General features: G+C 72.5%; 21 protein-coding genes. 10 read left to right on the top strand and 11 right to left on the bottom strand.

Annotated elements, in window-relative coordinates:
- Positions 1-48: 48 nt before the first annotated feature.
- The 3 genes from OG2516_RS16995 to OG2516_RS16985 form a co-directional block, all read right to left on the bottom strand.
- Positions 49-1,386 carry an extracellular solute-binding protein gene (locus OG2516_RS16995; protein ID WP_007256841.1) on the bottom strand — a complete coding sequence of 446 codons (1,338 nt, stop codon included), beginning with the start codon at positions 1,384-1,386 and terminating at the stop codon, positions 49-51.
- A 112-nt stretch (positions 1,387-1,498) separates the two neighbouring features.
- Positions 1,499-1,927: a PACE efflux transporter gene (locus OG2516_RS16990; protein WP_007256840.1), complete on the bottom strand. Its 429-nt coding sequence runs from the start codon at positions 1,925-1,927 to the stop codon at positions 1,499-1,501.
- A gap of 129 nt (positions 1,928-2,056) precedes the next feature.
- Positions 2,057-2,482: a MerR family transcriptional regulator gene (locus OG2516_RS16985; protein WP_007256839.1), complete on the bottom strand. Its 426-nt coding sequence runs from the start codon at positions 2,480-2,482 to the stop codon at positions 2,057-2,059.
- A gap of 131 nt (positions 2,483-2,613) precedes the next feature.
- Between OG2516_RS16985 and OG2516_RS16980 the strand changes: the two genes are divergently transcribed.
- From OG2516_RS16980 to OG2516_RS16970, 3 genes are all read left to right on the top strand, one after another.
- Positions 2,614-4,794 carry a heavy metal translocating P-type ATPase gene (locus OG2516_RS16980; RefSeq protein WP_007256838.1) on the top strand — a complete coding sequence of 727 codons (2,181 nt, stop codon included), beginning with the start codon at positions 2,614-2,616 and terminating at the stop codon, positions 4,792-4,794.
- A gap of 65 nt (positions 4,795-4,859) precedes the next feature.
- The gene (locus OG2516_RS16975; protein WP_245544335.1) at positions 4,860-5,546 is read left to right on the top strand and encodes a DUF1007 family protein; all 687 of its coding nucleotides are present in this window, start codon (positions 4,860-4,862) and stop codon (positions 5,544-5,546) included.
- Positions 5,528-6,421, top strand: coding sequence for a nickel/cobalt transporter (locus OG2516_RS16970; protein ID WP_007256836.1), 894 nt, complete (start codon positions 5,528-5,530; stop codon positions 6,419-6,421). Before OG2516_RS16975 ends, OG2516_RS16970 begins: the two co-directional genes overlap by 19 nt.
- Before the next feature lie 4 nt (positions 6,422-6,425).
- On the opposite strand, the gene OG2516_RS16965 is transcribed toward OG2516_RS16970, so the two are convergent.
- The 3 genes from OG2516_RS16965 to OG2516_RS16955 form a co-directional block, all read right to left on the bottom strand.
- Positions 6,426-7,967: a tripartite tricarboxylate transporter permease gene (locus OG2516_RS16965; RefSeq protein WP_007256835.1), complete on the bottom strand. Its 1,542-nt coding sequence runs from the start codon at positions 7,965-7,967 to the stop codon at positions 6,426-6,428.
- Position 7,968: 1 nt separating this feature from the next.
- On the bottom strand, positions 7,969-8,487 hold the full coding sequence (locus OG2516_RS16960) for a tripartite tricarboxylate transporter TctB family protein (protein ID WP_007256834.1): 519 nt from the start codon (positions 8,485-8,487) through the stop codon (positions 7,969-7,971).
- A gap of 73 nt (positions 8,488-8,560) precedes the next feature.
- Positions 8,561-9,553: a Bug family tripartite tricarboxylate transporter substrate binding protein gene (locus OG2516_RS16955; protein ID WP_007256833.1), complete on the bottom strand. Its 993-nt coding sequence runs from the start codon at positions 9,551-9,553 to the stop codon at positions 8,561-8,563.
- A gap of 140 nt (positions 9,554-9,693) precedes the next feature.
- On the opposite strand from OG2516_RS16955, the gene OG2516_RS16950 reads away from it, so the two are divergent.
- From OG2516_RS16950 to OG2516_RS16930, 5 genes are all read left to right on the top strand, one after another.
- Complete coding sequence (locus tag OG2516_RS16950; protein ID WP_007256832.1) at positions 9,694-10,365, top strand: response regulator transcription factor; 672 nt, start codon at positions 9,694-9,696, stop codon at positions 10,363-10,365.
- Entirely contained in the window at positions 10,358-11,707 is a 1,350-nt protein-coding gene (locus OG2516_RS16945; RefSeq protein WP_007256831.1) for a sensor histidine kinase, read from the top strand. The genes OG2516_RS16950 and OG2516_RS16945 overlap by 8 nt, the downstream gene beginning before the upstream one ends.
- The gene (locus OG2516_RS16940; RefSeq protein WP_007256830.1) at positions 11,704-12,759 is read left to right on the top strand and encodes an ABC transporter substrate-binding protein; all 1,056 of its coding nucleotides are present in this window, start codon (positions 11,704-11,706) and stop codon (positions 12,757-12,759) included. Before OG2516_RS16945 ends, OG2516_RS16940 begins: the two co-directional genes overlap by 4 nt.
- 86 nt (positions 12,760-12,845) lie before the next feature.
- Positions 12,846-14,354: an FGGY-family carbohydrate kinase gene (locus tag OG2516_RS16935; protein ID WP_007256829.1), complete on the top strand. Its 1,509-nt coding sequence runs from the start codon at positions 12,846-12,848 to the stop codon at positions 14,352-14,354.
- A 16-nt stretch (positions 14,355-14,370) separates the two neighbouring features.
- Positions 14,371-15,105 carry an SIS domain-containing protein gene (locus tag OG2516_RS16930; RefSeq protein WP_007256828.1) on the top strand — a complete coding sequence of 245 codons (735 nt, stop codon included), beginning with the start codon at positions 14,371-14,373 and terminating at the stop codon, positions 15,103-15,105.
- 142 nt (positions 15,106-15,247) lie between these two features.
- Here the strand turns inward: OG2516_RS16930 and OG2516_RS16925 are convergent, their stop codons facing one another.
- The gene (locus OG2516_RS16925) at positions 15,248-16,267 is read right to left on the bottom strand and encodes a LacI family DNA-binding transcriptional regulator (RefSeq protein ID WP_007256827.1); all 1,020 of its coding nucleotides are present in this window, start codon (positions 16,265-16,267) and stop codon (positions 15,248-15,250) included.
- A 202-nt stretch (positions 16,268-16,469) separates the two neighbouring features.
- Between OG2516_RS16925 and OG2516_RS16920 the strand changes: the two genes are divergently transcribed.
- Positions 16,470-17,846, top strand: a complete 1,377-nt coding sequence (locus OG2516_RS16920) for an aldehyde dehydrogenase family protein (protein ID WP_007256826.1) — start codon at positions 16,470-16,472, stop codon at positions 17,844-17,846.
- A gap of 1 nt (position 17,847) precedes the next feature.
- Positions 17,848-19,014, top strand: coding sequence for a M20 family metallopeptidase (locus OG2516_RS16915; RefSeq protein ID WP_007256825.1), 1,167 nt, complete (start codon positions 17,848-17,850; stop codon positions 19,012-19,014).
- A gap of 4 nt (positions 19,015-19,018) precedes the next feature.
- Here the strand turns inward: OG2516_RS16915 and OG2516_RS16910 are convergent, their stop codons facing one another.
- Genes OG2516_RS16910 through OG2516_RS16895 form a run of 4 tightly spaced genes read right to left on the bottom strand, consistent with a single transcriptional unit; the run spans position 19,019 to position 23,202 of the window.
- A complete protein-coding gene (locus tag OG2516_RS16910) occupies positions 19,019-20,458 on the bottom strand; it encodes an N-acyl-D-amino-acid deacylase family protein (RefSeq protein ID WP_007256824.1) in 1,440 nt (479 codons plus the stop codon).
- Entirely contained in the window at positions 20,455-20,832 is a 378-nt protein-coding gene (locus OG2516_RS16905) for a RidA family protein (RefSeq protein ID WP_007256823.1), read from the bottom strand. Before OG2516_RS16905 ends, OG2516_RS16910 begins: the two co-directional genes overlap by 4 nt.
- Positions 20,825-22,087, bottom strand: a complete 1,263-nt coding sequence (locus OG2516_RS16900) for a pyridoxal-phosphate dependent enzyme (RefSeq protein ID WP_007256822.1) — start codon at positions 22,085-22,087, stop codon at positions 20,825-20,827. Before OG2516_RS16900 ends, OG2516_RS16905 begins: the two co-directional genes overlap by 8 nt.
- Positions 22,087-23,202, bottom strand: coding sequence for an ABC transporter ATP-binding protein (locus tag OG2516_RS16895; RefSeq protein ID WP_040616250.1), 1,116 nt, complete (start codon positions 23,200-23,202; stop codon positions 22,087-22,089). Before OG2516_RS16895 ends, OG2516_RS16900 begins: the two co-directional genes overlap by 1 nt.
- Between the last annotated feature and the right edge of the window lie 39 nt (positions 23,203-23,241).

The following is a 23,241-nucleotide window of genomic DNA, read 5'->3' as shown; positions in this document are numbered from 1 at the left end:
AACCTTGGCGGAGCCCGCGCGCAGGTGGCGGCGCGGGCTCCGGGCGCGTCACTCCTCGACGAACGCGCGGTCCATCTCAGATTGCATCCGTTCCTGGGCGCGGGCAATCACCTCGTCCAGATCCTGCTGCTGGATGACGGCCTCATACATCATGTCGTAGATGACGGCCCCCGGCTCGGGCGACACGAGCGCGTTCCAGACCGGGCTCGGGTGCTGCGAGGTGTGGGCGTGCTCGAGCGTCTCGGTGATGGTCTTCTTCCACTCGGTGTCGCTCCAGAAGTCCGACGCCATCACGTCGCGCATGGGGCTGACGTTGCCGCTCGCCTCGCTGAGCCGCTGCATGCTGTCGGGCGTCGACAGGAACTGCAGCCACTGGACGCACTCCTCGACGTTGTCGCTGCCGCGCAGCACGCCGAAATAGCCGCTGCCGGCGTAGGCGTCGCGCCCCGCGGGGCCCTCGGCCGGGATCGCGAGCGCCCACTTGCCGTCGAGCTCCGGGAAGTCCGACGCCAGGGTCGGCGCCGTCGGGCCGGGGGCCGAGCCGATCATCGCGACGATGCCCGACTGAAAGTCGGCCTCCGGATCGTGGCCCCGCTCCATGAAGTCCGGGTTCAGCACCTCGTGCTCCCAGACCAGGTCGCGGATGAAGGTGAGCGCCGTGCGCGTCGCCTCGTTGTCGATGGTCGCGGTGCGCCCGTCCTCGGTCATGAACAGCCCGCCGGCCTGCCAGTAGTAGGGCACGTAGGCCTGGCTGACGTTGTCCGGTCCGAGCGCGAAGCCCCAGCGGGTGACGTTGCCGTTGTCGTCGCGCACGGTCATCGCCTTGGCGTGCTCGACGAGCTCGTCCCACGTGTCAGGCGCGCCCTCGAGGCCCGCCTCGGCGGCGTAATCGGTCCGGTAGATCAGCGGGCGCACGTCGCCGCGCCACGGGATGCCGTAGAAGTCGCCGTTCCAGTTCACGTCCTGCAGCGAGCCCTCGTAGAACTGCGCCTCGAGGTCGGGCCAGCGGTCGCGGTACTCGTTGATCGGCAGCGGGCCGTACTCGTCGCCGCCGATGGCGGAGAAGGAGTGCAGCCAGAACATGTCGGCGCAGTCCGGCGCCGCGCCGCCCTGGGCGACGGTGAGCCAGCGGTTGAACGCCACCGACCAGTTCACCAGCTCGTGGTTCACCTCGATGCCCGACTGTTCCTCGAACTCGCTGGTCAGTTCGTCCATCGTGCGCTGCCACGCGATCAGGTCGCCGTAGCTCTGGGTCCAGAACTCGATCTCCTGCGCAAACGCCTGCGGCGCCGCGGCGCCCATCGCGACGGCCGAAACCGCCAGCGCGGCCCCCGCCCGGGCGCAGCGCCCGCGCCAGCCGTTCGTAATCCTCACCATCGTCGACATGCCGTCCTCCCTGACGTCTCCCGTTAATGTATGCGTTATTGCATGCGAGAGCGTCCGCGTCAAAAGGTTCTCGCACCGATAGTCTCGGTTCTTCCGGATCGGCGTGCGAGGATCAGGCCGCGCGGCGCGGGCGCTGCGGCGGGAAGAGGCTGTCGTAGGCCCAGGTGAAGACGAACGTGTAGCCCATGTAGAAACCGGCGAACGCCAGGTCCATCAGCAGCGCGGCCCAGAGCGTGATGCCGAGCCACCAGGCGAAAATCGGCAGCAGAAGCACCAGCAGCGTCGCCTCGAACAGCACCGCGTGCGCCACCCGCAGCGGCACCGACTTGCGCACGTCCCCGCGCAGGCGCAGCAGGGCGTGGTCGAAGCCGAGGTTGAAGAGGTAGTTCCACCCCGTCGCGACGGAAGCCCCGATCAGGGCGAGCACGCCGATCTCGCCGAGCGAATGCTGGAACAGCCACGCGAACAGCGGCGTGACGATGAGGAGGCCGATGATCTCGAAGCTGAGGGCCTGCCGGATACGGTCGGAGGTGGTGCGCAAGGTGATGCTCCCGAGTTGTCCCGGGCCGTCCCGTGTGCAGACCCATCGGCCGGGCGGGGCCGTCCCCGCTTGCGGCGCAACATGAGACCGGCCCGGAGCGGTTGCAAGGGGTCCGCGCCCACCGGGAGCTCAGGCTTCCGCGTCGTGGTCGGCGAGGCACTCGCCGTGGTCGCGCAGGACGCGGAGGATGCGGCAATCGGCGATCCGGTCGGCGCGGCATTCGCCGATCATCCGGCGCAGCTCCTTGCGCAGCGCCTCGAGCCGGGCGAGGCGGGCTTCGACCTCGCGCAGCTGCCGCCGGGCGATGGCGTCGACCTCGCCGCACGAGCGGCCGGGGCTGTCGGAGAGGTCGAGCAGCTCGCGGATCGCGTCGAGCGGAAACCCGAGCTGGCGCGAATGGCGGATGAACGCGAGCCGGTCGAGGTCGGCATCGCCGTAGCGGCGCTGCCCGCCCCCGGTCCGGCCCGGCTCGGGCATCAGGCCGATCTGCTCGTAGTAGCGGATCGTCTGAACCTTGGTGCCGGTGCGCTTGGCGAGCGTGCCGATGGCGTACATGGGCCCCTCCTGTCTCTACAGTCGCTGTAGATTACCGCATGTACCGACGCAGGGCCAACAGGGGCTTGAACCTACAGTCGGTAGAGGTCCTATCTCTGCCACTCGGAAGGCAGCACGCGCGGGAAACAGCGATGGCGGACGGCAGCAGACAGATCGAATGGCGCGTGACGGGCATGGATTGCGGCGCCTGCGCGGCCAAGGTTAGGGGCGCGGTCGAGCGGCTGCCGGGCGTGGCGGACGTCGATGTCGCGCCGATGGCCGAGCGGCTGCGCCTGACGCTGGAGGGGCAGGCCACCGAGGCGCAGGTCGAGCGGGCGGTGCGCGCCGTCGGCTACGGCATCGGCCCGCGCGGCGCCCCGCCCGAGAAGCCGGCGCGCGGCTTCGTCCTGCCCGGTGACGCCTTCCCCGAACCCGACGACGCTCCGCCGCCGCCCGAGGCCGCGCCGGCCGCGTGGTACAAGACCGCCAAGGGCCGCCTCGTCCTCGGCACCGGCGCGCTGCTCGCGGCGGCGTGGGGCGTGCACCTGCTGGCGTCGGAGCAAGTGGCCGGCTGGGCCTTCGTCCTCGCGACGCTGATCGGCCTGCTCCCCGTCGCCCGCCGCGCGCTGGCGATGGCCCGGGCGCGGATGCCGTTCACCATCGAGATGCTGATGACCCTCGCCGCCACCGGCGCGCTGGTCATCGGTGCGGCCGAGGAAGCGGCGCTCGTCGTGTTCCTCTTCGCGGTGGGCGAACTGCTCGAGGGCGTCGCCGCCAACAAGGCCCGCGACGGCATCCGCGCCCTCGCCCGCCTCGTCCCCCGCACCGCCCTGCTCGAGGTTGACGGCCGCACCCGCGAGGTCGCCGCCGAGAGCCTGCGCATCGGCCAGGTCGTCCTCGTGCGCCCTGGCGACCGCGTGCCCGCCGACGGCGCCGTGATCGAAGGCACCTCCGGCGTCGACGAAAGCCCCGTCACCGGCGAGAGCGTGCCTAGCCTGAAGGAGCCCGGCAGCCCCGTCTTCGCCGGCTCGATCAACGCCGAGGCCGCGCTGCGCGTGCGCGTCGAGAAGGCGGCGGCGGACAACACCATCGCGCGCATCGTGCGGCTGGTGGAGGAAGCCGAGAGCGCCCGCGCCCCCACCGAGCGCTTCATCGACCGGTTCAGCCGCGTCTACATGCCCGCCGTCGTCGGCGCGGCGCTCCTCGTCGCCGTCGTCCCGCCGCTCGCCTTCGGGCAGGCGTGGGGGGAGTGGGTCTACCGCGCGCTGGCGCTGCTGCTAATCGGCTGTCCCTGCGCCCTCGTCATCTCGGTTCCCGCCGCCATCGCCTCCGCCCTCTCGGCCGGCGCGCGCGGCGGTCTGCTGATGAAGGGCGGCGCGGTGATCGAGGCCATCGCCCGCGTCACCCACGTCGCCTTCGACAAGACCGGCACCCTCACCCACGGCCGCCCCCGCGTGACCGACATCGTCCCATTCACGGGCGACGCGGCCGGCCTCCTCACGCTCGCCGCCGCCGTCGAGCGCGGCGCGAGCCACCCGCTCGGGCAGGCCATCCTCGCCCGCGCCGAGGCCGACGATCTCGCGCCTCCCGCCGCCAGCGCCGCCCGCGCCATCCCGGGCAAGGGCGCCGAGGCGCTCATCGACGGCGCCACGGTCACGGTCGGCTCCCCCCGCCTCGCCGACGAGGCCGGAGTGCTCGATGACCCGCTCCGCGCCCGCGCCGCCGCGCTGGAGGCCGAGGGCAAGACCGTCGTGCTCGTCTGGCGCGGCACCACGGTGCACGGCCTCGTCGCCCTGCGCGACGAGCCCCGCGCCGATGCCGCCGCCGCCGTCGCCGACCTCCGCCGGCTCGGCCTGACGCCGATCATGCTCACCGGCGACAATGCCCGCACCGCCGCCGCGATCTCCGCAGGCCTCGGGATCGGGCACCGCGCCGGGCTGCTGCCCGAGGACAAGGTCCGCGAGGTCGGCGCGCTCGGGCAGTCGGCGCAGGTGATGATGGTCGGCGACGGCATCAACGACGCCCCCGCCCTCGCCGCCGCGCAGGTGGGCGTGGCGATGGGCTCGGGCACCGACGTGGCGCTTGAGACGGCCCATGCCGCCATCTTGCGCGACCGCGTCACCGACATCCCAGGCCTCGTCCGCCTCGCCCGCGCGACGATGACCAACATCCACCAGAACGTCGCCATCGCGCTGGGGCTGAAGGCGGTGTTCCTCGTCACCACCCTCCTCGGCGTCACCGGCCTCTGGATCGCCATCCTCGCCGACACCGGCGCCACCGTCCTCGTCACCCTCAACGCCCTCCGCCTGCTCGGCGTCCGCCCGGGCGGCTGATGTAGCCGCGGGCCGGCGGCAGGAGACCGCGCAGGCGCGCGTTGGCGGTTGCCCGCGCGGCGTGGATGTTCCTATTGAGGCGGATGACCCTGCGCGCCCAGCTCTCCGCCCTCGCCCTGTTCCTCGCGCTGCCCGGCGCGGCGCCTGCACATCCGCACGTCTTCATCGATGCGGGCTTCGAGCTCGTCTTCGACGAGGACGGGCGCCTCGAGGCCGTGCGGATCGAATGGGCGTACGACGATTTCTACTCGCTCATGCTGATCGAGGAGAATGGCCTCGACGCAGACGGCGACGGCATCCCGGAGCAGGCGGCGCTCGACGCCTATGCCGGCGGTGACGTCGACTGGGCGGCAGGCTTCCCCGGCGATTTCACCATCGAGAAGGACGGCGCGGCTTTGGCGCTCGACGGGCCCGTCGCGCACGAGGCTCGCTTCGAGGACGGGCGCTACGTCACCTCGCACGTCCGCCCGCTCGCCGAGCCGCTCGACCCGACCGGCGGGCGCGTCGTGGCCCGCGCCTACGATCCCACCTATTTCGTCGCCTACGACGTGCCGGGCGAGCCGGCCGTGATCGGGCGCGACGATTGCGCGCTCCGCCGCGACCGCGCGGATCGCGAGGCGGCCGAGCAGGCCTATGGCGAGGAGTTGGCGGCGATCGACATGACGGCCGATCCCTTCGAGGAGATCGACCTGCCCGACATCGGCGTGTTGTTCGCCGACGCCTTCGTGCTCACATGCGCCGCCTCTTCCTGATCGTCCCGGTCCTGCTCGTCGCCGCCGGGGTCTGGGCCGTGGCGAGCGGGCAGGACCAGGAGCTGGCGCGGTGGGCCGCCGGCTGGCAGCGCGAGTTCCAGAACGCGCTCGCGGGCGGGCTGCGCGCGCTGCGGGCGGGCGAGCCGGGGGCGGTGGCGGCGCTGCTGGGGCTGTGCTTCGCCTACGGGTTCTTCCACGCGCTGGGGCCGGGGCACGGCAAGTTCCTGATCGGCGGCTACGGGGTGAGCCACGACGTGCCGCTGCTGCGGCTGTCGACGATCTCGCTGCTGTCGTCGCTCGGGCAGGCGGTGACGGCGGTTCTGCTGGTGCTGACCGGGCTGTTCCTGCTGGGCTGGACCCGGACCCGGCTGACCGACACGGCCGAGACGATCATGCTGCCGCTCAGCGCCGCCGCGATCGGCCTGATCGGCGTCTGGCTGGCCCTGCGCGGCGCGCGCCGGCTCTGGCGGCTGCGGCCCTCCGCGCATACGGGGCACGACCATGCCTGCCACGCGGGCTGCACCCATCGCCACGGGCCGAGCGTCGAGGAGGTCCGCCACGCGGGCGGGCTGCGCGACGCGCTGGCGCTGATCGGGGGCATCGCGATACGCCCCTGCTCGGGCGCGATCCTGCTGCTCGTCCTCACCTGGCACATGGGCATCCTCGCCGCCGGCATCGCGGGCACCTTCGCGATGGCCACCGGCACCGCCGCGCTGACCATCCTCGTCGCGGCGAGCAGCGTGTTCGTCCGCCGAAGCACGCTGCTCTCCCTCGCCGAGACCCGCCACGCCGCCTACGTGCTGCCGGCCATCGAGGTGCTGGCCGGCGCGGCGATCCTGCTCCTGTCGGTGCAGATGGCGGGGCTGGCGGCCTAGCCAGTCAGTCGGAGAGGGCGCCCTCCTCGTCGCGGCTCATGTGCATCCGCCGCTTGATGCGGCCGCCGACGAGGATCGGCAGGACGAAGCCGACGAGCGCGACGGTCCACAGGCCGATGGCGAGCGGCGAGCCGACGAGGACGCCGTAATCCCCGTTGGAGATCTCGACCGCGCGGCGGAAGTTCACCTCCATCTCGTTGCCGAGCAGCGTGCCGAGGATGACCGGCACCAGCGGCACGTCGAGCTTGCGCAGCACCCACCCCATCAGGCCGAAGCCGACCATCATCAGCAGCTCGAACGGCGAGCCGGAGATGCCGTAGATCCCGACGAACGAGATCATCGCCACGACCGGCATCAGGATGCGCGGCGGGATCAGCAGGACGCGGGTGAACAGGCCGACCATCGGGATGTTCATCGCCAGCAGCATGACGTTGCCGATGAACAGCGCCGCGATCAGGCCCCAGACGACGTCGGGGTTCTGGGTGAAGAGCAGCGGGCCCGGCGTGATGTTGAGCGCCAGCAGCACCGCCAGCAGCACCGCGGTGGTGCCAGAGCCCGGCACGCCAAGCGCCAGCATCGGCACGAGCGCCCCGCCCGCGGCGGCGTTGTTGCCCGCCTCGGGGGCGGCGACGCCCCGGGGGTCGCCGGTGCCGAAGGTCTTCTCCTTGTCGACCAGCCGCTTCTCCATCGAGTAGGAGATGAACGAGCCGAGCGAGGCCCCCGCCCCCGGCAGCACCCCGGCGATGAAGCCGAGCACGGTGGTGCGGCCCATGGTGGGGATGCAGGAGCGGATCAGCGACCACGAGGGCACGATCCGGCCGATGGCGGGCGGCGCCTTGGTGGAGATGTCGCGGGTCGTGCCGCGGTGCTCGATGAAGACGAAGACCTCGGACAGGGCGAACAGGCCGACGATGGCGATCAGGAAGTCGATGCCGTCGTAGAGGTGCACCTCGCCGAAGGTCAGTCGCGGCACGCCGGTCTGGGTATCGACGCCGATCATCGCCAGCCCGAGGCCCAGCGCGGCGGCGAAGGCCGACTTGGCCTGGTTGGTCGCCGCGATGCCGCCGAGGGTGGCGAAGGCGAGGGTGAAGAGCGCGAAGTATTCCGCCGGCCCGAACAGCAGCGCGACCCTGACGAGCTGCGGCGCGAGCAGCACCAGCCCCCACGTCGCGAAGAACGCACCCACGAAGGAGGCGATGCCCGACAGCGCCAGCGCCTCGCCGGCGCGGCCCTTCTGGGCCATCGGGTAGCCGTCGAGGCAGGTCATCATCGCGGGCTCGTCGCCGGGGATGTTGAGCAGGATCGACGAGATTCGCCCGCCGTACATCGCGCCGTAATAGACGCTGGTGAGCAGGATCAGCGACGGCGTCGGGCCGAGGCCGAGGGTGAAGGCGAGCGGGATCAGGATCGCGACGCCGTTGGAGGGGCCGAGGCCGGGCAGCGCGCCCATGATCGTGCCGAGAAAGCAGCCCATGAGCGCGAGCAGCAGGTTCTGCCAGGTCATCGCGATCAGGAAGCCGTCGCCGAGGTTTGCGAGCAGGTCCATGTCAGTCTCCGGAGGGCGCGGTGGTCGGCTCGGCGGCGTCGCCGCTGCCGTCGAAGGTGTCGCCGAGGGCCGAGAAGAAGCGGTCGATGGCCAGCTCCACGCCCTCGCGGGGCAGGCTGAGGCCGAGGAGGGAGCGGAAGATCAGGTAGATGCCCAGCGCCGTGAGCACGCCGATGACGACGCTCTCGAGCGGCTTCGAGCCGAGCCGCCACGTCAGGTAGCCCGAGGCGATGGCGGTGGGCAGCAGGAAGCCGAAGACCGGCAGCGCCTCGGCGTAGGCGGCGAGCACCAGCGCGGCCAGGCCGATCTCGGCGAGCCGGCCGAGGCTCGGCCAGTCGGGGTTCGGGTCGGGCTTGAGCAGGCACCAGAGCGAGGACAGGCCGAGCACCGTGGCGATGATCCACGGGAAGACCTTCGGCCCCACCTCGTCGGTCAGGAAGCTCTCCTGGATGCCCGCGGCGGCCCAGGCGTAGAAGATGGCCAGCGCAAGGCCGATGCCGCCGAATACACGGTCGCTCATGATCCCCCTCCGAAACGTTCGTCTGCCCCGGCCGTCGCAGGGGGCGGCCGGGGCGGTGTCGCCGTTGGCGAGCTTACTGCAGGATGCCGATCTCGCGGCTCAGGCTCTCGATGTTCGCGACGCTGTCGGCCACGAACGCCTCGAACTCCTCGCCGTGCAGGTCGAGCGGGGCGAGGCCGTTGGCCTCCATCACCGCCTGCCACTCCTCGCTGTCGTAGAGCGTGTCGAGCTGGGTGACCCAGTAATCGTAGGCCGCGTCGGACATCTCGCCGGGGGCGTAGAAGCCGCGCCAGTTGGCGCCGATGGCGTCGATGCCCTGCTCACGCGCGGTCGGGATGTCGGCGAAGTCGCCCTCGAGCCGCTCGGGCGCGAGGACCGCGAGCACCTTGATGTCGCCCGATTCCACGAAGCCCTGGGCTTCGGAGAGGTCGCCGGTGAAGGCCTGCAGCGAGCCGGCGAGGAGCTGCGTCACGGCCTCGCCGCCGCCGGCGAAGGCGATGTACTTGACGTCGCGCACGTCCTCGACGCCCGCTTCCTGCGCCGCGATCAGGATCTTGAGGTGATCCCAGCCACCCACCGCCGAGCCGCCGCCGAAGTTCACCTCGGAGGGGTTCTCCTGCACCTGCTCGAGCAGCTCGGACAGCGTCTCGATCTCGCTGTCGGCCGCCACGGCGACGACGCCGTAATCGGCGCCGATCGAGCCGAGCCAGCGGACCTGGTCCATGCTGTTGCCGGGATAGGCGCCCTGGGCGAGCCGGGTGGCGGTCGCCGAGGAGGCCGCGACGATCAGGTCGTCGTCGTCGTTGCGCTTGTTGACCACCTCGGCGAAGGCCACGCCGCCGCCGCCGCCGGAGAGGTTCACGACCTGCATGGTCGACGGGATCAGGCCGAGATCCTGCAGCGTCTTGCCGACCTGCCGGCAGGTGAAGTCCCAGCCGCCGCCCGGGTTCGCCGGGGCGATGCATTCCGGGGTCTCGGGGGTGAAGTCCTGCGCGGTGGCGGCGAAGGGTGCCGCGATGAGAAGAGCGGCCACGGCGGTGCCGCGGCGGATCGGTTCGAATGACATGACTGTCCTCCCAGATTTCGCGCCCGCCGCCTCCCGCAGCGGACTGGCGCGACCCTAGCAGCCAAACCTGTCACGAACCTGTCATCGCCGAACTATCGCTCCCGCCCCGCGCGCCGTAAGGTCTCCGGCGGGAGGACGGGATGCGGATTCTGATCGTCGAGGATAGCGAAGACGTCGCCGCTGCGATCACCGCGGCGCTCGGCCGCGCCGGGATGGCGTGCGACCGGGCCGCCGGGGCGCGCGAGGCGCAGGATTATCTCGCCGCCGAGACCTACGACGTGGTGGTGCTCGACATCCACCTGCCCGACGGCGACGGCCGCACCATCCTGTCGGACCTGCGCCGCGCGGGCAGCCGGACGCCGGTGCTGATGCTGACCGCCGAGCTCGAGGTGTCGTCGCGGGTGAACGCGCTCGACGCGGGGGCCGACGACTACCTCGTCAAGCCGTTCGACCTGCGCGAGCTCGAGGCGCGGGTGCGCGTGCTCGGCCGGCGGGGCGACAGCGCGGGCAGCGCGCGCATCTCGGTGGGCGACCTCGAGTTCGACCAGGCGGCGCGGACGGTGCGGATCGCCGGCGCGGCCGTCGCGCTGACCCGCCGCGAGGTGTCGCTGCTCGGCCTCCTCGTGGCGCGGCGCGACCGGATCATCGCCAAGGAGCAGATCCTCGAGCGGCTGTTCTCCATGGACGAGGACGTGGGGCTGAACACCGTCGAGCTCTACGTCGCGCGGCTGCGCAAGAAGCTCGCCGCCTCGTCGGTCAGCATCGTCACCCACCGGGGTCTCGGCTACCAGCTCACCGCGCCCGATGGCTGACGCCCCCGAGATCCGCCCGACCCATTCGCTGCGCCTGCGGGTGGCCACGGCCGTCGCGGCGGTGCTGGCGCTGGGGGGCGTGGTGGTGGTCTGGTCGGCGCTGGTCTACGGGCGGCAGGCGGCGCGCGAGGTCTATGACGGGCTGCTCGTGGGCGCGGCGAGCGACATCGCCGAGACGATCAGCGTGCGCGACGGCGCGGCCAGCGTCGTGCTGCCGGTCTCGGCGTTCGAGCTGCTCGGGCAGGCCCCCGACGACCGGGTGCGCTACCTGATCGTCGCCCCCGACGGCACGCCCATCACCGGCGACGCCGCCACCCCGCGCCCGCCAGACGGCGCCGCCGAGCCCGCCCTCTACGACGCCGACTTCGGCGACGAGCCGGCGCGCTACGTCGCCCTCACCCGCCGCTTCGCCGAGCGCAGCTATTCCGGCCCGGTGCAGGTGATCGTCGGCCAGACCATGCGCGCCCGCCAGGCCCTCGCGCGAGAGATCGCGCAGAGCTCGCTGATCGGGCTCGGCCTCGCCGGTGTCGCCATCGCGGTGCTGGCCTGGGGCGCGGTGGCGCGGGCGCTGACGCCGCTGTCGCGCCTCAGCGACACCCTCGCCGCGCGCGCCCCCACCGACCTCACCCCCGTGACCGGCACCGCTCCCAGCGAGATCGCGGCGGTGCAGACCTCGCTCAACACCTTCATGCACCGCCTGCAGCGCCAGTCCGAGGCCAGCGGCAAGCTGATCGCCGACACCGCCCACCAGCTCCGCACCCCCGTCGCCGGCATCCGCGCGCAGCTCCAGACCGCCGCCGACGCGGGCGACGCGGCCGAGCGCGAGGCGGCGCTGGTGCGGGCCGAGCGGCAGACCGAGGCGCTGAACCGGCTGCTCGACCAGATGCTCGCGCACGCGATGGTCAACCACCGCGCCGAGGTGGTGCTGCGCGAGGTCGTCGACCTGCGCGACATCGCCGTCGAGGTGCTCGAGGCGTGCGACGATCTGATCCTGCGCGACGGCACCGGCGTCCACCTGCGCCTGCCCGACGCCGCCGTGCGCCTCGAGGGGGACGAGCTGTCGCTCGTGGAGGCGGGCAAGAACCTCCTGACCAACGCGCTGCGCCACGGGCGGGCCCCGATCACCCTCGGCGTCGACGCCGAGACCCGCGCAATCTATGTCGAGGACAGCGGCCCCGGCCCGACCGAGGCGCCCGAGGCGCTCGCCCAGCGCCACATGACGGGCCGCTCCGGCGGTGGCCTCGGGCTCGCGATCGCCCACGACGTGGCACGCGTCCACTCGGGTGTGCTGCGGTTTCACCACGCCCCCGGCGGCTTTCGCGCCGCGTTGGAATTCGCATGATCCGCCTCGCCCTTCTCCTCTGGCTTGTCGCCGCGCTGCCCGCGCGGGGGGCGGAGGTCGAGGCGATGCTCGGCAGCGCCGCGCCCGACGCGCCGACCGTGACCCTGCGCACGACCACCGACTTCCACGTCCTCGCCCCGGTTCTCGAGGCCTTCCTCGCCACCGAGCCCGCGCTGCGCCTGCGCTATGAACAATGGGGCTCCAACGACCTGCTCGCCCTGTCGCGCGCCGAATGCGCGGCCGGGCGCGCCGGCGCCGACCTCGTGATCAGCTCGGCGATCCACCACATGGTCGCGCTGGTCAACGCCGGCTGCGCCCGGCCGCACGCCTCCGCCGAGACCGCCGCGCTCGAGCCCGACCTGAGCTGGCGCGGCGAGCTATTCGGCATCCCCCGCGAGCCGGTGGTGATGGTCTACAACCGCACCTTGCTGTCTCCGGAGGAGGTGCCGCAATCGCGCTTCGACCTGCTCGACCTCATGCGCCCCGACGAGAGCAAGTTCCGCGGCCGCGTCGCCACCTACGACATCGAGGAATCGGGCCTCGGCTTCCTGCTCGCCTTCTCGGATTCGCTGGAAGCGACGACCTTCGGCAGCCTGCTCGAGGGCTTCGGCGCGAGCGACGCCGTGGCGACCTGCTGCTCTGCCGAGATCATCGAGGGCGTCATCCGCGGCGACTACGTCCTCGCCTACAACGTGCTCGGCTCCTACGCGCTCGGCCTCGCCGAGTCCGAGCCCCGGCTCGGCATCGTCGCGCCGAGCGACTACACGATGCTGCTGTCGCGCGCCGCGATGATCCCGCGCGGCTCGGACGCGCCCGACCCGGCCGCGCGCCTGCTCGACTTCCTGCTGTCCGCGCCGGGCCGCCGCCACCTCGCCCGCGCCCGCCTCTGGGTGGACCTCGACGACCGCGAGGGCGACATCCTCGAAGTGCCGCCCGACACCTCCGCCGCCTCGCGCACGATCCCCCTCTCCCTCGCCATGCTCGTCGCCATGGACGCCCAGACCCGCGCCGCCTTCGTCGAGAACTGGCGCACGGCGTTCCCCGTCGAGTGAGGCCGCCGCGCCCGGTCGAGAGAGCTTTCACAGCCCCGGCAACTTTGTTAACCGATTAACGTACCTCACCAGCGTCGACGAAGGCCATGACACGCGAGCTCCTCTACCTCGGCATCGACGCAGGATCCTCGGTGACCAAGGCCGCCATGTTCAACGCGCGCGGCAGCCTGATCGCCCGCGCCGACTGCCGCTCGGCCATCGTCCGCGGCGAAAGCGGGCGGGTCGAGATGGACCCGCAGGCGGCGCGGGAGATCTTCGAGCGGGTGCTGCGCGAGTTGCTCGAGGCCGCGCCGGTGCGGGGGGCGGAGCTCGGCGGCATCGGCATCACCGGCGCGATGGTGGGCGCCTGGCTCGTGGACGGGGCCGGCGCACCCGTCGCGCGGGGAATCAACTGGGAGGATTGCCGGGCCCAGCCGTCGATCGACGCGCGGATCGCCGAAGACCCTGCCTTCCTGTCGACGATCTTCGCCAGCTCGGGCTCGGCGCTGCAGTCGGGCTGCACGCTGCCGCTGCTGGCGTGGTTCGACGCGCACGAGCCGGAGCTCCTCGACCGGGCGGCCGCGGTGCTCGGCTACAAGGACATGCTGCGGTTCTGGCTGACGGGCGAGATGGCGGCCGACGAGACCGAGGCGAGCGTCGCGCCCGGAGATACGCGCGCGCGCGGCTTCAGCGCGGCGATGCTCGACCATTTCCGCCTGGCGCACCGCGCCGGGTTGCTGCCGGCAGTCCGGCCCTCCGATGCCCTGGCCGGGCGGGTGACGGCCGAGGCCGCCGGACGGTGCGGCCTTGGGGAAGGCACGCCGGTGGCCGTCGGCGCGGGAGACGTGCCGGCCAATGTCGTGGGGGCCGGGGCGCTGGCGCCCGGCAGCCTGACGCTGGTGCTCGGCACGACCTGCATGCTCGGCGTGACCCACGACCGGCCGGTCTTCGATCCGCCCGATCTCGGCCTGCTCTTCCCCCTGCCCCGGCAGCGCTGGTTCCGGGCGATGGTGAACGTGGCGGGAACGCTGGCGCTCGACTGGGCGCTCGACACGCTCTGCCCGGACTGGGGGCAGGACGCCGGCCGCTACGAGCGGGCCGAGCGCACGATCTCCGAGGTGCCGCCCGGCGCGGGGGGCGTGACCTTCCTGCCCTACCTCAGCGAGAGCGGCATCATCGCGCCCGTCATCGACCCGACCGCCCGCGCCGAGTTCGCCGGCCTCTCGCCGGGCCGTGGGCGGGCGCAGATGCTGCGCGCCGTCTACGAAGGCGTCGGCTTCGCGATCGCCGATCTCGTCGAGGCGCTGGCGCCGGGGCCGGGCGAGCTGCGGATCATCGGCGGCGGGGCGCGCAGTCGGGTCTGGGTTCAGATGATCGCCGACATCCTCGACCGGCCGGTGACGATCCTCGAGGGCGAGGAATTCGGCGCGCGCGGCGCCGCCATGCTCGCCGCCGCCGCGACCGCGCCCAGGGGAGCGGCCGATCCGCTCTTCGAGATGGCGCCGCGCGGCAAGCTGCGCGTCCTCCCCGATCCCGCCCGCCACGCCGCCTACGCCGATGCGCTGCGACGCTACCGTGCCCACCGCGACACCCGCGCGCGCCGTACCCCCGACTGACCAGGAGACCTTGCCCGTGACCGACCCCGCCCGCGACCGCTACTTCACCGACCTCATCGCCCGCCTGAGCGCGCTGCAGGACGCCGCCGCCGAGGCCATCGACGCCACGGTGCGCGCGGTGCTCGACGTCGTCGCCGCCGACGGGCGGGTGTTCCTCTTCGGCACCGGCCACAGCCACGTGCTCGCCGAGGAGTGCCACTACCGCGCCGGCGGCCTGGCGATCACGGTGCCGATCCTGTCGGGCCCGACCACGGTGCAGGACGGTGCGGTCGCCGGGACCGTCTACGAACGCCTGCCGGGGATCGTCGCGCCGATCCTCGACCGCTACGGCGTCGGGCCGCGGGACATGCTGATCGTCATCTCAAATTCCGGCGTCAACGCCGCGCCCCTCGAGGCCGCGCGCGAGGCCCGGGCGCGGGGCGCAAAGGTCGTCGCGGTGACGTCGCTGGCTTACTCGACCGCGGCGGCGCGGGGGCGGGACCGCCTCGCCGACCTCGCCGACGTGGTGCTCGACAACGGCGGCCCCCCCGGCGACGCGGCGCTGTCGCTGGAGGGCTCGGAGATGCGCGTCGGGCCGGTCTCGACGGTCGTCAGCGCCGCGCTCCTCAACGCGGTGTTCGCCGAGGTCGCCGAACGGCTGGTGGCGCAAGGGGGCGAGGCGCCGATCTACCGCAGCGCCAACATGGACGGCGCCTCCGAGATCAACGCCCGGATCGTCGCCCGCTACCGCGACCGGAACCCTCACCTGTGACGTCCCGGGGGTGCGCAATGACTGCGCACCCTACCCTGCCGCCGCCGGCGACCGCGACCGCACCCGTGACGCCCGGGATGCGCGATGGATGCGCGCCCACCAAGACGCGGCGGCAGCCTTGGCCTGCCCGCAGGGCGCGCGTTCACCCACCTCCCTCCCGCGGCGGCGCCGTCGTCCCGCGGGGGACGAGCACGGCATCGATCTTGACGAGGCGCTGCGGCGCGGCGGGGTCGGCCATGCGGTCGAGGAGGGTGCGCGCGGCGGCGCGGCCGAGTTCGGGGAGATCGATGCGCACGGTGGTCAGCGGCGGCGTCGCGTACTGCGCCTCATCGAGGTCGTCGAAGCCGACGACCGAGACATCGCGCCCCGGCGCGCGCCCGGCCTCGTGCAGGGCGCGCAGCGCGCCGATGGCGATCATGTCGCTGAAGCAGAGCACGGCGGTGATTTCCGGCGCGGTCTCGAGCAGCCGCGTCATCCCGTCGTAGCCGCTCCTGCGGTCGGGGTCGCAGAAATGGCCGTGGCGCGGCTCGAACGCCAGCCCGCGCGCCTCGAGCGCCGCGACGAAGCTGGCGAAGCCCGGAGGCCGCGCGCCGGTCTCCGCCCCGCGCCCGATCCAGGCGATGCGCCGGTGGCCGAGCTCGGCCAGGTGCGCCACCGCGAGCTCGATCCCCTTCACGTAGTCGATACGCACGAGGTCGAGCTCCGTCGCCTCCACCTCGCGCGAGGCGAGCACCATCGGCACGTGGCCGCGGAACTCCTCGAGGTCCGCCGACCGCGTCCCCGCGGCGGGGCTTACGACGAGGCCGGCGATGTTGCTCTCGATGGAGCGCGCGATGAAGGCGCGCTGCTTGGCGAGGTCGTCCTCCGAGTCGCCGAACATCACCGTCCAGCCCTCCTCCCAGAACACCCGCTCGGCGCTGGTCAGGATCGCCGAGAAGGTCGGGTTGGTGATCGTGTGCAGGCACATGGCGATGGTGCTCGAGACGCGGGTGCGCAGGTAGGCGGCCTGGCGGTCGTAGACGTAGCCGTGCTCGACGGCGAGCGCCCGGATCCGCTCGCGGGTCGCCTCGGAGATCTTGCTGCTGCCCCGCAGCGCGAGCGACACCGCGGCGGGAGACACCCCGGCCAGCCGGGCCAGGTCGGCCATGGTGATCTTTCGCATCGCGTCCAACTCCTCTCGCACGGCTGTCCTTTGCACGGACCCGCTTGTCACTGCCATTCCAATCAGCGTAGTTTGCCGCTTAGTAAATCGTTTGACCATGCCGAAAGCACGGCCAGCAGGAGAATGAGCCATGGATGCAAGCGCAGGTGAGAGAACCGGCCGCAACTGGATCGGCGGAGCCTGGAGCGGCGCCGGAGACACGATGCCGGCCCGGTCGCCGGCCAGCGGCCAGCCGATCGGCACCCTGCCCCGCAGCAGTCGCGAGGACGCGCAGCGCGCCGTCGCGGCGGCCCGCGACGCGCAGGCGGGGTGGGCCGAGGTGTCGGTCTGGGAGCGGGCGGACGCCTGCCTCAGGATCGCGGCGGAGCTCGAGGCGCGGCGCGAGCGGGTGGCCGACATGCTGGTGCTCGAACAGGGCAAGCCGCGCGCCGAGGCCGAGGGCGAGGTCGGCGCCGCGGTGGCCGGGTTCCGGCTCGCGGCCGAGGAGGTGCGCCAGCTCGGCGGCGAGACGATCCCGACCGAGGACGGCGGCAAGCTCGCGCTGACGATCCGCCAGCCGCGCGGCGTCTTCGCCGTGGTCACGCCGTGGAACTTCCCGATCAACATCCCCGTCGAGTATCTCGGCCCCGCGATCGCCAGCGGCTGCGCCGTCGTCTGGACCCCGGCCCCCACCACCGCCTTCTGCGCCATCGAGCTGGCCGAGGCGATCGAGGCGGCGGGGCTGCCGGCGGGCGTGGTCAACCTGGTGATCGGCGAGGGGCCGGTGGTGGGCGACGAGATCGTCTCCCACCCCGGCACCGACGGCATCGGCTTCACCGGCAGCACCGCGACCGGACAGCGCATCGCCGAGCGCGGCGCGGGCAAGCAGATGCTGCTGGAGCTGGGCGGCAACGGGCCCGTCATCGTCTTCGACGACGCGGACCTCGACCGCGCCGCCGAGGCGGCGGCCGCCGCCGCGTTCCTCAACGCCGGGCAGGTCTGCTCGGCGACGGAGCGGGTGCTGGTCCACCGCGACGTGGTCGACGCGTTCGCCGACAAGGTCGCGCGGATCGCGAAGGCGAAGGTGCTCGGCGACCCGGCCGCCCGCGAGACCCAGATGGGCCCGCTCAACAACGCCCAGGTGGCGCAGAAGACGCGCGAGCACGTCGAGGACGCGCTGAACCACGGCGCGACGCTGCTGGCCGGCGGACGCAGCCGCGACGACCTCGGCTCCGAGCTGTTCTACGAGCCGACCGTGCTTACCGGCGTCACGGCCGACATGCGGATCAACCGGGAAGAGACCTTCGGCCCGGTCGTCCCGATCCTCGCCTTCGACAGCGACGACGAGGCCCTCGCACTGGCGCTCGACAATGATTACGGCCTGACCAGCTCCGTCTTCACCCGCGATCTCGGCCGGGCGCTGCGCTTCGGCAAGAGCCTGCGCAGCGGCATCGTCAACGTCAACGAGGCGCCGAGCTACTGGGAGCTGCACCTGCCCTTCGGCGGCGGCGCCGGCCGCAAGAGCGGCACCGGGCGGATCGGCGGGCGGCACACGCTCGAGGCGATGACGGTCATCAAGACCATCGTCCTGCAGGCCTAAGATGGTCGAGCGCGACGCCCCGGACCGGATCGTGGAGCTGCTATCGGCGCTCGTGGCGATCCCGTCGATCAACCCGGCCTTCCGCCAGCCCGACGAGGCGGGCGACGCGTTCGGCGAGGCCGCCTGCGCCGCCTTCGTGGCCGACTGGCTGGAGCGGGCCGGGCTGACGGTGAGGCGCGAGGAGGTCGCGCCGGGCCGTCCCAACGTGGTGGCGCACCTGCCGTGCGCGCCCGGCGCGCCCCGCATGGTCTGGGAGGCGCATCTCGATACCGTGCAGGTGACGGGGATGGACGACCCCTTCACGCCGCGCGTCGAGGGCGGGCGGCTTCACGGGCGCGGCGCGGTGGACGACAAGGCGAGCCTGGCGATGTTCATGCTCGCCGCCGCCGATCTCGCGGCGGGGCCGCCCGGGATCGACCTCACGCTCGTCGCCGCCGTCGACGAGGAGCTGACCTTCACCGGCATCCTGCATCACATCGCCCACGCCGCGCCCTACGATCTCGGCATCGCCGGCGAGCCGACGGGGCTGCGGATAGTGTCGGCCTGCAAGGGCTGCGTGCGCTGGCATGTCGACATCGCCGGGCGGCCGGCGCATTCCTCCGCGCCCGAGCGGGGGCTCGACGCGCTGCGGTTGGCGCGGGGCCTGCTCGACCGGCTCGACGCGCACATGGCGGCGCACCAGCGCGCGCACCCGCTGCTGGGCACGCGCAGCCTCACCTGCACGCGAATGGAAGCCGGCGAGGGCGCCAACACGGTGCCGGGCCACGCGCGGCTGACATTCGACTTCCGCACCCTGCCCGACCAGACCGGCCCCGAAGCCTGGTCCGAGATCGCCGCCGTCGTCGCGGATTGGCAGGAGGGGCTGCCGGAGGGCGCCCGCGTCACGATGCACGCGCCGTTCATCGACTCGGTCTCGATGGAGGTGCCGGGCGATGCGCGCATCGTCACCGGCCTCGGCGCGACACTCGCGGCGCGGGGCCGCGAGGCCACGCCCATCGGCGTCGCCTTCGGATCGGACGCGAGCAAGATGACCCGGGCGGGCACGCCGACGGTGATCTTCGGCCCGGGCGACATCGCCCAGGCCCATGCGCAGGACGAGTACGTCGACCTCGACCAGATCGAGGACGGCATCGCCATCCTCACCGATCTGGCGCGGCAACTGGCCTGAGCGCTCAGGCGGTCTGGCGGCGCAGCACCTGCCCCGGGCGCGCGCGGGTATGCGCGCCGTCGGACCAGACCTCGACGCCGTTCACCAGCACCCGGTCGATCCCGGCGGACGGCTCGGTCGGCGCGTCCCAGTCGGCCACGTCGCGCACCTGCTCGGCGTCGAACAGCGTCAGGTCGGCCTTGTAGCCCGGCGCGACGACGCCCCGGTCGGCGAGCTTGAAGAACCTTGCCGTCATCCCCGTCATGCGGTGCACCGCCTCGGGCAGGTCGAGCAGGCCCAGCTCCCGGCTGTAGCGGCCCAGAACCCGCGAGAAGGTGCCCCACAGGCGCGGGTGGGGATGCCGGTCGTTGGGCAGGCCGTCGGAGCCGATCATCGTGCCCTCGTAGGCGAGGATGCGGCGCACGTCGTCCTCGTCCATCATGAAGAAGATGCCCCCTGCGGGCGACAGCTTGTCGATCGTGTCCGGCAGCGACAGGCCGAGCTCGGCGGCGATCTCCTCGAGATCGCGGCCGGCGAACTCCGGGTGCGGCTCCGACCAGCTGACGACGACGCGCTCGGTGTCGGCGACGGTCTTGAGGTCCAGCACCGACGAGCCGGCGGTGTAGGGATAGAGGTCGAGACCGATCTTCTGCTGCATGCGCCGCGCGTGGACCATCGACAGGGTCTCGCGGGAGCGGCCGTGGTTCTGCACGCCGATCAGCTTGTGGTGCGATAGCAGCACTCGCGCCTCGAGCCGGCGGCCGATATCGAACGCCTCGTCGAGCGCCGCGGCGATCCAGTCACCCTCGTTGCGCAGGTGCGTCGCGTAGACGAGATCGAGCCCCTGCGCCGGCGCGGCGACGCCGACGACCTCCTGCGGCGTCGCGGCGGCGGCGTTGGGATAGAACAGCCCCGTGGAGAAGCCGAGCGCGCCGGACTCGATGGCCTCGGCGAACAGCTCGCGCATCTCGTCGATCTCGCGCGGGGTGGCGGCCTTGTCGAGATCCTCGATCACCGAGCGCCGCAGCGTGGTCAGCCCCACCAGCGGCAGCGCGTTGACGGAGGCGGGCGCCTTCTCCAGCTCGTCGAGGTAGCCGCCGAAGGTGCGGAAGCGGAACAGGTCGGCCTCGCCGAGCAGGTTCATCGGCGGCGCGGGCGGGCGGCCGAAGGTCGGCGCGAGCGAGATGCCGCAATTGCCGATGACGACGGAGGTGACGCCCTGGCTTACCTTGGCGCTCATGTCGGGCTGGGTCAACAGGTAGCCGTCGTCGTGGGTGTGGCAGTCGATGAAGCCCGGCGCGACGGTGAGGCCGGTGGCGTCGATGCGCCGCGCGGCCTCCGCCCCGGCGAGATCGCCCACCGCGACGATGCGGTCGTCGCGCATGGCCACGTCGGCGCGGAACGCGGGCGAGCCGGTGCCGTCGACGACCGTCCCGCCTTCGATCAGCGTGTCGTAGGCGCTCATTCTTCCCGCACGGCTGCGATGCAGTCGATCTCCACGAGGATCCCGATCAGCTGGCAGGAGACGGTCGTGCGCGCCGGCGGCTCCTCGGGGAAGAACTCGGCGTAGACCCGGTTGAAGTCGGCGAAGCGGGTGGCGTCGGTGAGGTAGACGTTCATCTTCAGCACGTCGGCCAGCGAGCTGCCCGCGCCCTTCAGCACCGTCTCGAGATTGCGCAGGGTCTGGCGGACCTGGGCCTCGAAGTCGTCCGGAACGGCGCCGGTCTCCGGGTCCTGCGGCCCCTGCCCCGAGGCGTAGACGGTGCCGTTGAGGATGACGGCGTGGGAGAAGTGGCCGACCGGCGGGATCGCGTCTTCGACGATGATGGCTTTACGCATCGGGGGGACCTTGTACTGCTTGTTCGTTGGCGTTGAACCGGGACCGCGCGCGCTCGATGACTTCGAGCGGCCCGGTGTCGGTATCGAGCTCGATGGAGGGATCGGCCGCGGCGGGCTGCGCTGGGCCGTCCTTCAGGGCGTGGCCGGAGATGACGAGCACCACCGGACCGGACAGCTCGCCGAGCGGCGCACGGCGCAGGGCGGCGAGGGTGGCGGCGGAGGCGGGTTCGGCGGCGATGCCCTCGCGCGCGCCGAGCTCGCGCATGGCGTCGCGGATCTCGTCGTCGGAGACGGCGACGGCGGCGCCGGCGGTCTCGCGGATCAGCCGCAGCGTGCGGGTACCGTCCTCGGGGTAGCCGCGGAGGGCGTCGTTGATCGAGCCGGGGATGCCGGAGACCTCGCCCCAGGCGGCCACCTCCTCGGCCCCTTCGGCGAAGGCGCGGGCGATGGGCGCGCAGCCCGCCCCCTGCACGCCGATCGGGCGCGGGATCGTCTCGAGCCGCCCCGCCGCCTGCATCCGCCGCGCGCCGGTGACGATCCCGTCGAGCATCGGCCCCGCGCCGACCGGCACGACGACGGCCTCGGGCGCGCCGATTTCCTCGACGACCTCGTAGAGGATCGTGGAGTGGGCGACCGTGGTGTATGGGTTGAGGTACGTGGAGGTGAGGTTGGCCCAGGCCGGGTCGGCGCGGTTGATCTCCTCGGCCATGCGGTAGGCGTCGCTGAAGTCGCCGGCGACCTCCACTGTGATTGCGCCGTGCGCCTTGGCCTGCAGCACCTTGGCCACCGGCGTCCCCTTGCCGAGCGTCACGATGCAGGGCAGCCCGGCGCGCGCGGCGTAGGCGCTCACCGAGGCGGCGTTGTTGCCGGTGGAGGCGCAGACGATGCCCTCCGCGCCCAGCGCCTTCGCCGCCGAGACCGCCACGGCGGAGCCGCGGTCCTTGAACGAGCCGGTGGGATTGGTGAATTCGAGCTTGGCCCAGACCGGCCTGTCGGGGAACAGCCGCGAGAGGCGCAGGAGCGGCGTGCCGCCCTCGCCGAGCGTCACGACCTCCCCGTCGAGCGGCAGCGACGCCCGGTAGCGCGCGATGCCGGTGTCGGCCCCGGGGGCCGCATAGCCCTGCCCCGCCACCGAGAGCGTGCCGCCGCAGGCGGCGCAGCGCGGCAGGAGGTCGGGCGCGCGGCGCGTGCCGCAGAAGAAGCATTCCAGTTCGGCCCCGTTGAGGGGCGCAGCGTCTCGTGTCGCCGTCGACATCAGGAGAGCCCTGCCGTCCGGCTGTCGAGCGCCGCGCCGGTCTGCGCATCGAACAGGCGGGTGCGCTCGATGGCGAGCTTCAGCACGATCGTCTCGCCCTCGCGCGGCAGGTCGTCCATCGCGGCACGGGCGACGATCTCGGTGCCGGCGAGGTCTAGGTGCAGGATCACCTCCCCGCCGAGCGGCTCGACCAGCGTCACCTGCGCGGGCACCTCCACGGACGGCTCGTCCATCGGCGCACCCTGCGGCTGCATGTGCTCGGGGCGGACGCCGAAGACCACGTCGCGCCCGGCATGGGTGGCGAAGCGGGCGGCCTGCGCCTCGGGCAGCGGCAGGCGGGTGGCGTCGGCGAAGACGAGCGCCGCCCCGCCGGCCTCGACCTGAACGGGCAGGAAGTTCATTCCCGGCGATCCGATGAAACCCGCGACGAAGCGGCTGGCGGGGTGGCTGTAGAGCTCCTGCGGCGGGGCGACCTGCTCGATCCGCCCATCGCGCATGACGACGACACGGTCGGCGAGCGTCATCGCCTCGACCTGATCGTGAGTGACGTAGATCGTGGTGGTGCCGACGCGCTGGTGCACTCGCTTGATCTCGCTGCGCATCTGAGTGCGCAGCTCGGCGTCGAGGTTGGACAGCGGCTCGTCGAACAGGAAGGCCTGCGGGTGGCGCACGATGGCGCGGCCCATGGCGACGCGTTGGCGCTGGCCGCCCGACAGGGCGCGTGGCTTGCGCTCGAGGAGCCCTTCGATGTCGAGGATGCGCGCCGCCTCGCGGACGCGCCGCTCGATCTCGTCCTTCGGCGTCCTCCCGAGGCTGAGGCCGAAGGCCATGTTCTCGAATACCGACAGGTGCGGGTAGAGGGCGTAGTTCTGGAACACCATCGAGATGCCCCGTTCGCGCGCCGGCAGGTCGTTGACCTCGCGGTCGCCGATGCTGATCCTGCCCGACGAGATATCCTCGAGCCCCGCGATCATCCGCAGCGTGGTCGACTTGCCGCAGCCCGAGGGGCCGACGAGGACGACGAACTCGCCGTCGGCGATCTCGAGGTCGATGCCGTGCACCGCCCGGACGCCGCCGTAATCTTTGGCCACCTGGCGCAGCTCTACCCTAGCCATCGTCATCCCTCCCTCGCGCCGCCTCTCGCGGGCGGGTCG

This window comes from Oceanicola granulosus HTCC2516 (assembly GCF_000153305.1).
Taxonomy (GTDB): Bacteria; Pseudomonadota; Alphaproteobacteria; order Rhodobacterales; family Rhodobacteraceae; genus Oceanicola; species Oceanicola granulosus.
The sequence above is the reverse complement of the archived record's forward strand: the minus strand, read 5'-3'. Positions and strand labels throughout refer to the sequence as shown.

Bases quoted from the DNA above. Each gene is read 5' to 3' on its own strand.
- OG2516_RS16925 (WP_007256827.1), bottom strand. From the start codon at position 16,267: ATGCGAAAGATCACCATGGCCGACCTGGCCCGGCTGGCCGGGGTGTCT.
- OG2516_RS16915 (WP_007256825.1), top strand. From the start codon at position 17,848: ATGGTCGAGCGCGACGCCCCGGACCGGATCGTGGAGCTGCTATCGGCG.
- OG2516_RS16935 (WP_007256829.1), top strand. From the start codon at position 12,846: ATGACACGCGAGCTCCTCTACCTCGGCATCGACGCAGGATCCTCGGTG.
- OG2516_RS16945 (WP_007256831.1), top strand. From the start codon at position 10,358: ATGGCTGACGCCCCCGAGATCCGCCCGACCCATTCGCTGCGCCTGCGG.
- OG2516_RS16975 (WP_245544335.1), top strand. From the start codon at position 4,860: ATGTTCCTATTGAGGCGGATGACCCTGCGCGCCCAGCTCTCCGCCCTC.
- OG2516_RS16920 (WP_007256826.1), top strand. From the start codon at position 16,470: ATGCCGGCCCGGTCGCCGGCCAGCGGCCAGCCGATCGGCACCCTGCCC.
- OG2516_RS16900 (WP_007256822.1), bottom strand. From the start codon at position 22,087: ATGTCGACGGCGACACGAGACGCTGCGCCCCTCAACGGGGCCGAACTG.
- OG2516_RS16965 (WP_007256835.1), bottom strand. From the start codon at position 7,967: ATGGACCTGCTCGCAAACCTCGGCGACGGCTTCCTGATCGCGATGACC.
- OG2516_RS16985 (WP_007256839.1), bottom strand. From the start codon at position 2,482: ATGTACGCCATCGGCACGCTCGCCAAGCGCACCGGCACCAAGGTTCAG.
- OG2516_RS16960 (WP_007256834.1), bottom strand. From the start codon at position 8,487: ATGAGCGACCGTGTATTCGGCGGCATCGGCCTTGCGCTGGCCATCTTC.
- OG2516_RS16905 (WP_007256823.1), bottom strand. From the start codon at position 20,832: ATGCGTAAAGCCATCATCGTCGAAGACGCGATCCCGCCGGTCGGCCAC.
- OG2516_RS16980 (WP_007256838.1), top strand. From the start codon at position 2,614: ATGGCGGACGGCAGCAGACAGATCGAATGGCGCGTGACGGGCATGGAT.
- OG2516_RS16940 (WP_007256830.1), top strand. From the start codon at position 11,704: ATGATCCGCCTCGCCCTTCTCCTCTGGCTTGTCGCCGCGCTGCCCGCG.
- OG2516_RS16995 (WP_007256841.1), bottom strand. From the start codon at position 1,386: ATGTCGACGATGGTGAGGATTACGAACGGCTGGCGCGGGCGCTGCGCC.
- OG2516_RS16950 (WP_007256832.1), top strand. From the start codon at position 9,694: ATGCGGATTCTGATCGTCGAGGATAGCGAAGACGTCGCCGCTGCGATC.
- OG2516_RS16955 (WP_007256833.1), bottom strand. From the start codon at position 9,553: ATGTCATTCGAACCGATCCGCCGCGGCACCGCCGTGGCCGCTCTTCTC.
- OG2516_RS16895 (WP_040616250.1), bottom strand. From the start codon at position 23,202: ATGGCTAGGGTAGAGCTGCGCCAGGTGGCCAAAGATTACGGCGGCGTC.
- OG2516_RS16910 (WP_007256824.1), bottom strand. From the start codon at position 20,458: ATGAGCGCCTACGACACGCTGATCGAAGGCGGGACGGTCGTCGACGGC.
- OG2516_RS16970 (WP_007256836.1), top strand. From the start codon at position 5,528: ATGCGCCGCCTCTTCCTGATCGTCCCGGTCCTGCTCGTCGCCGCCGGG.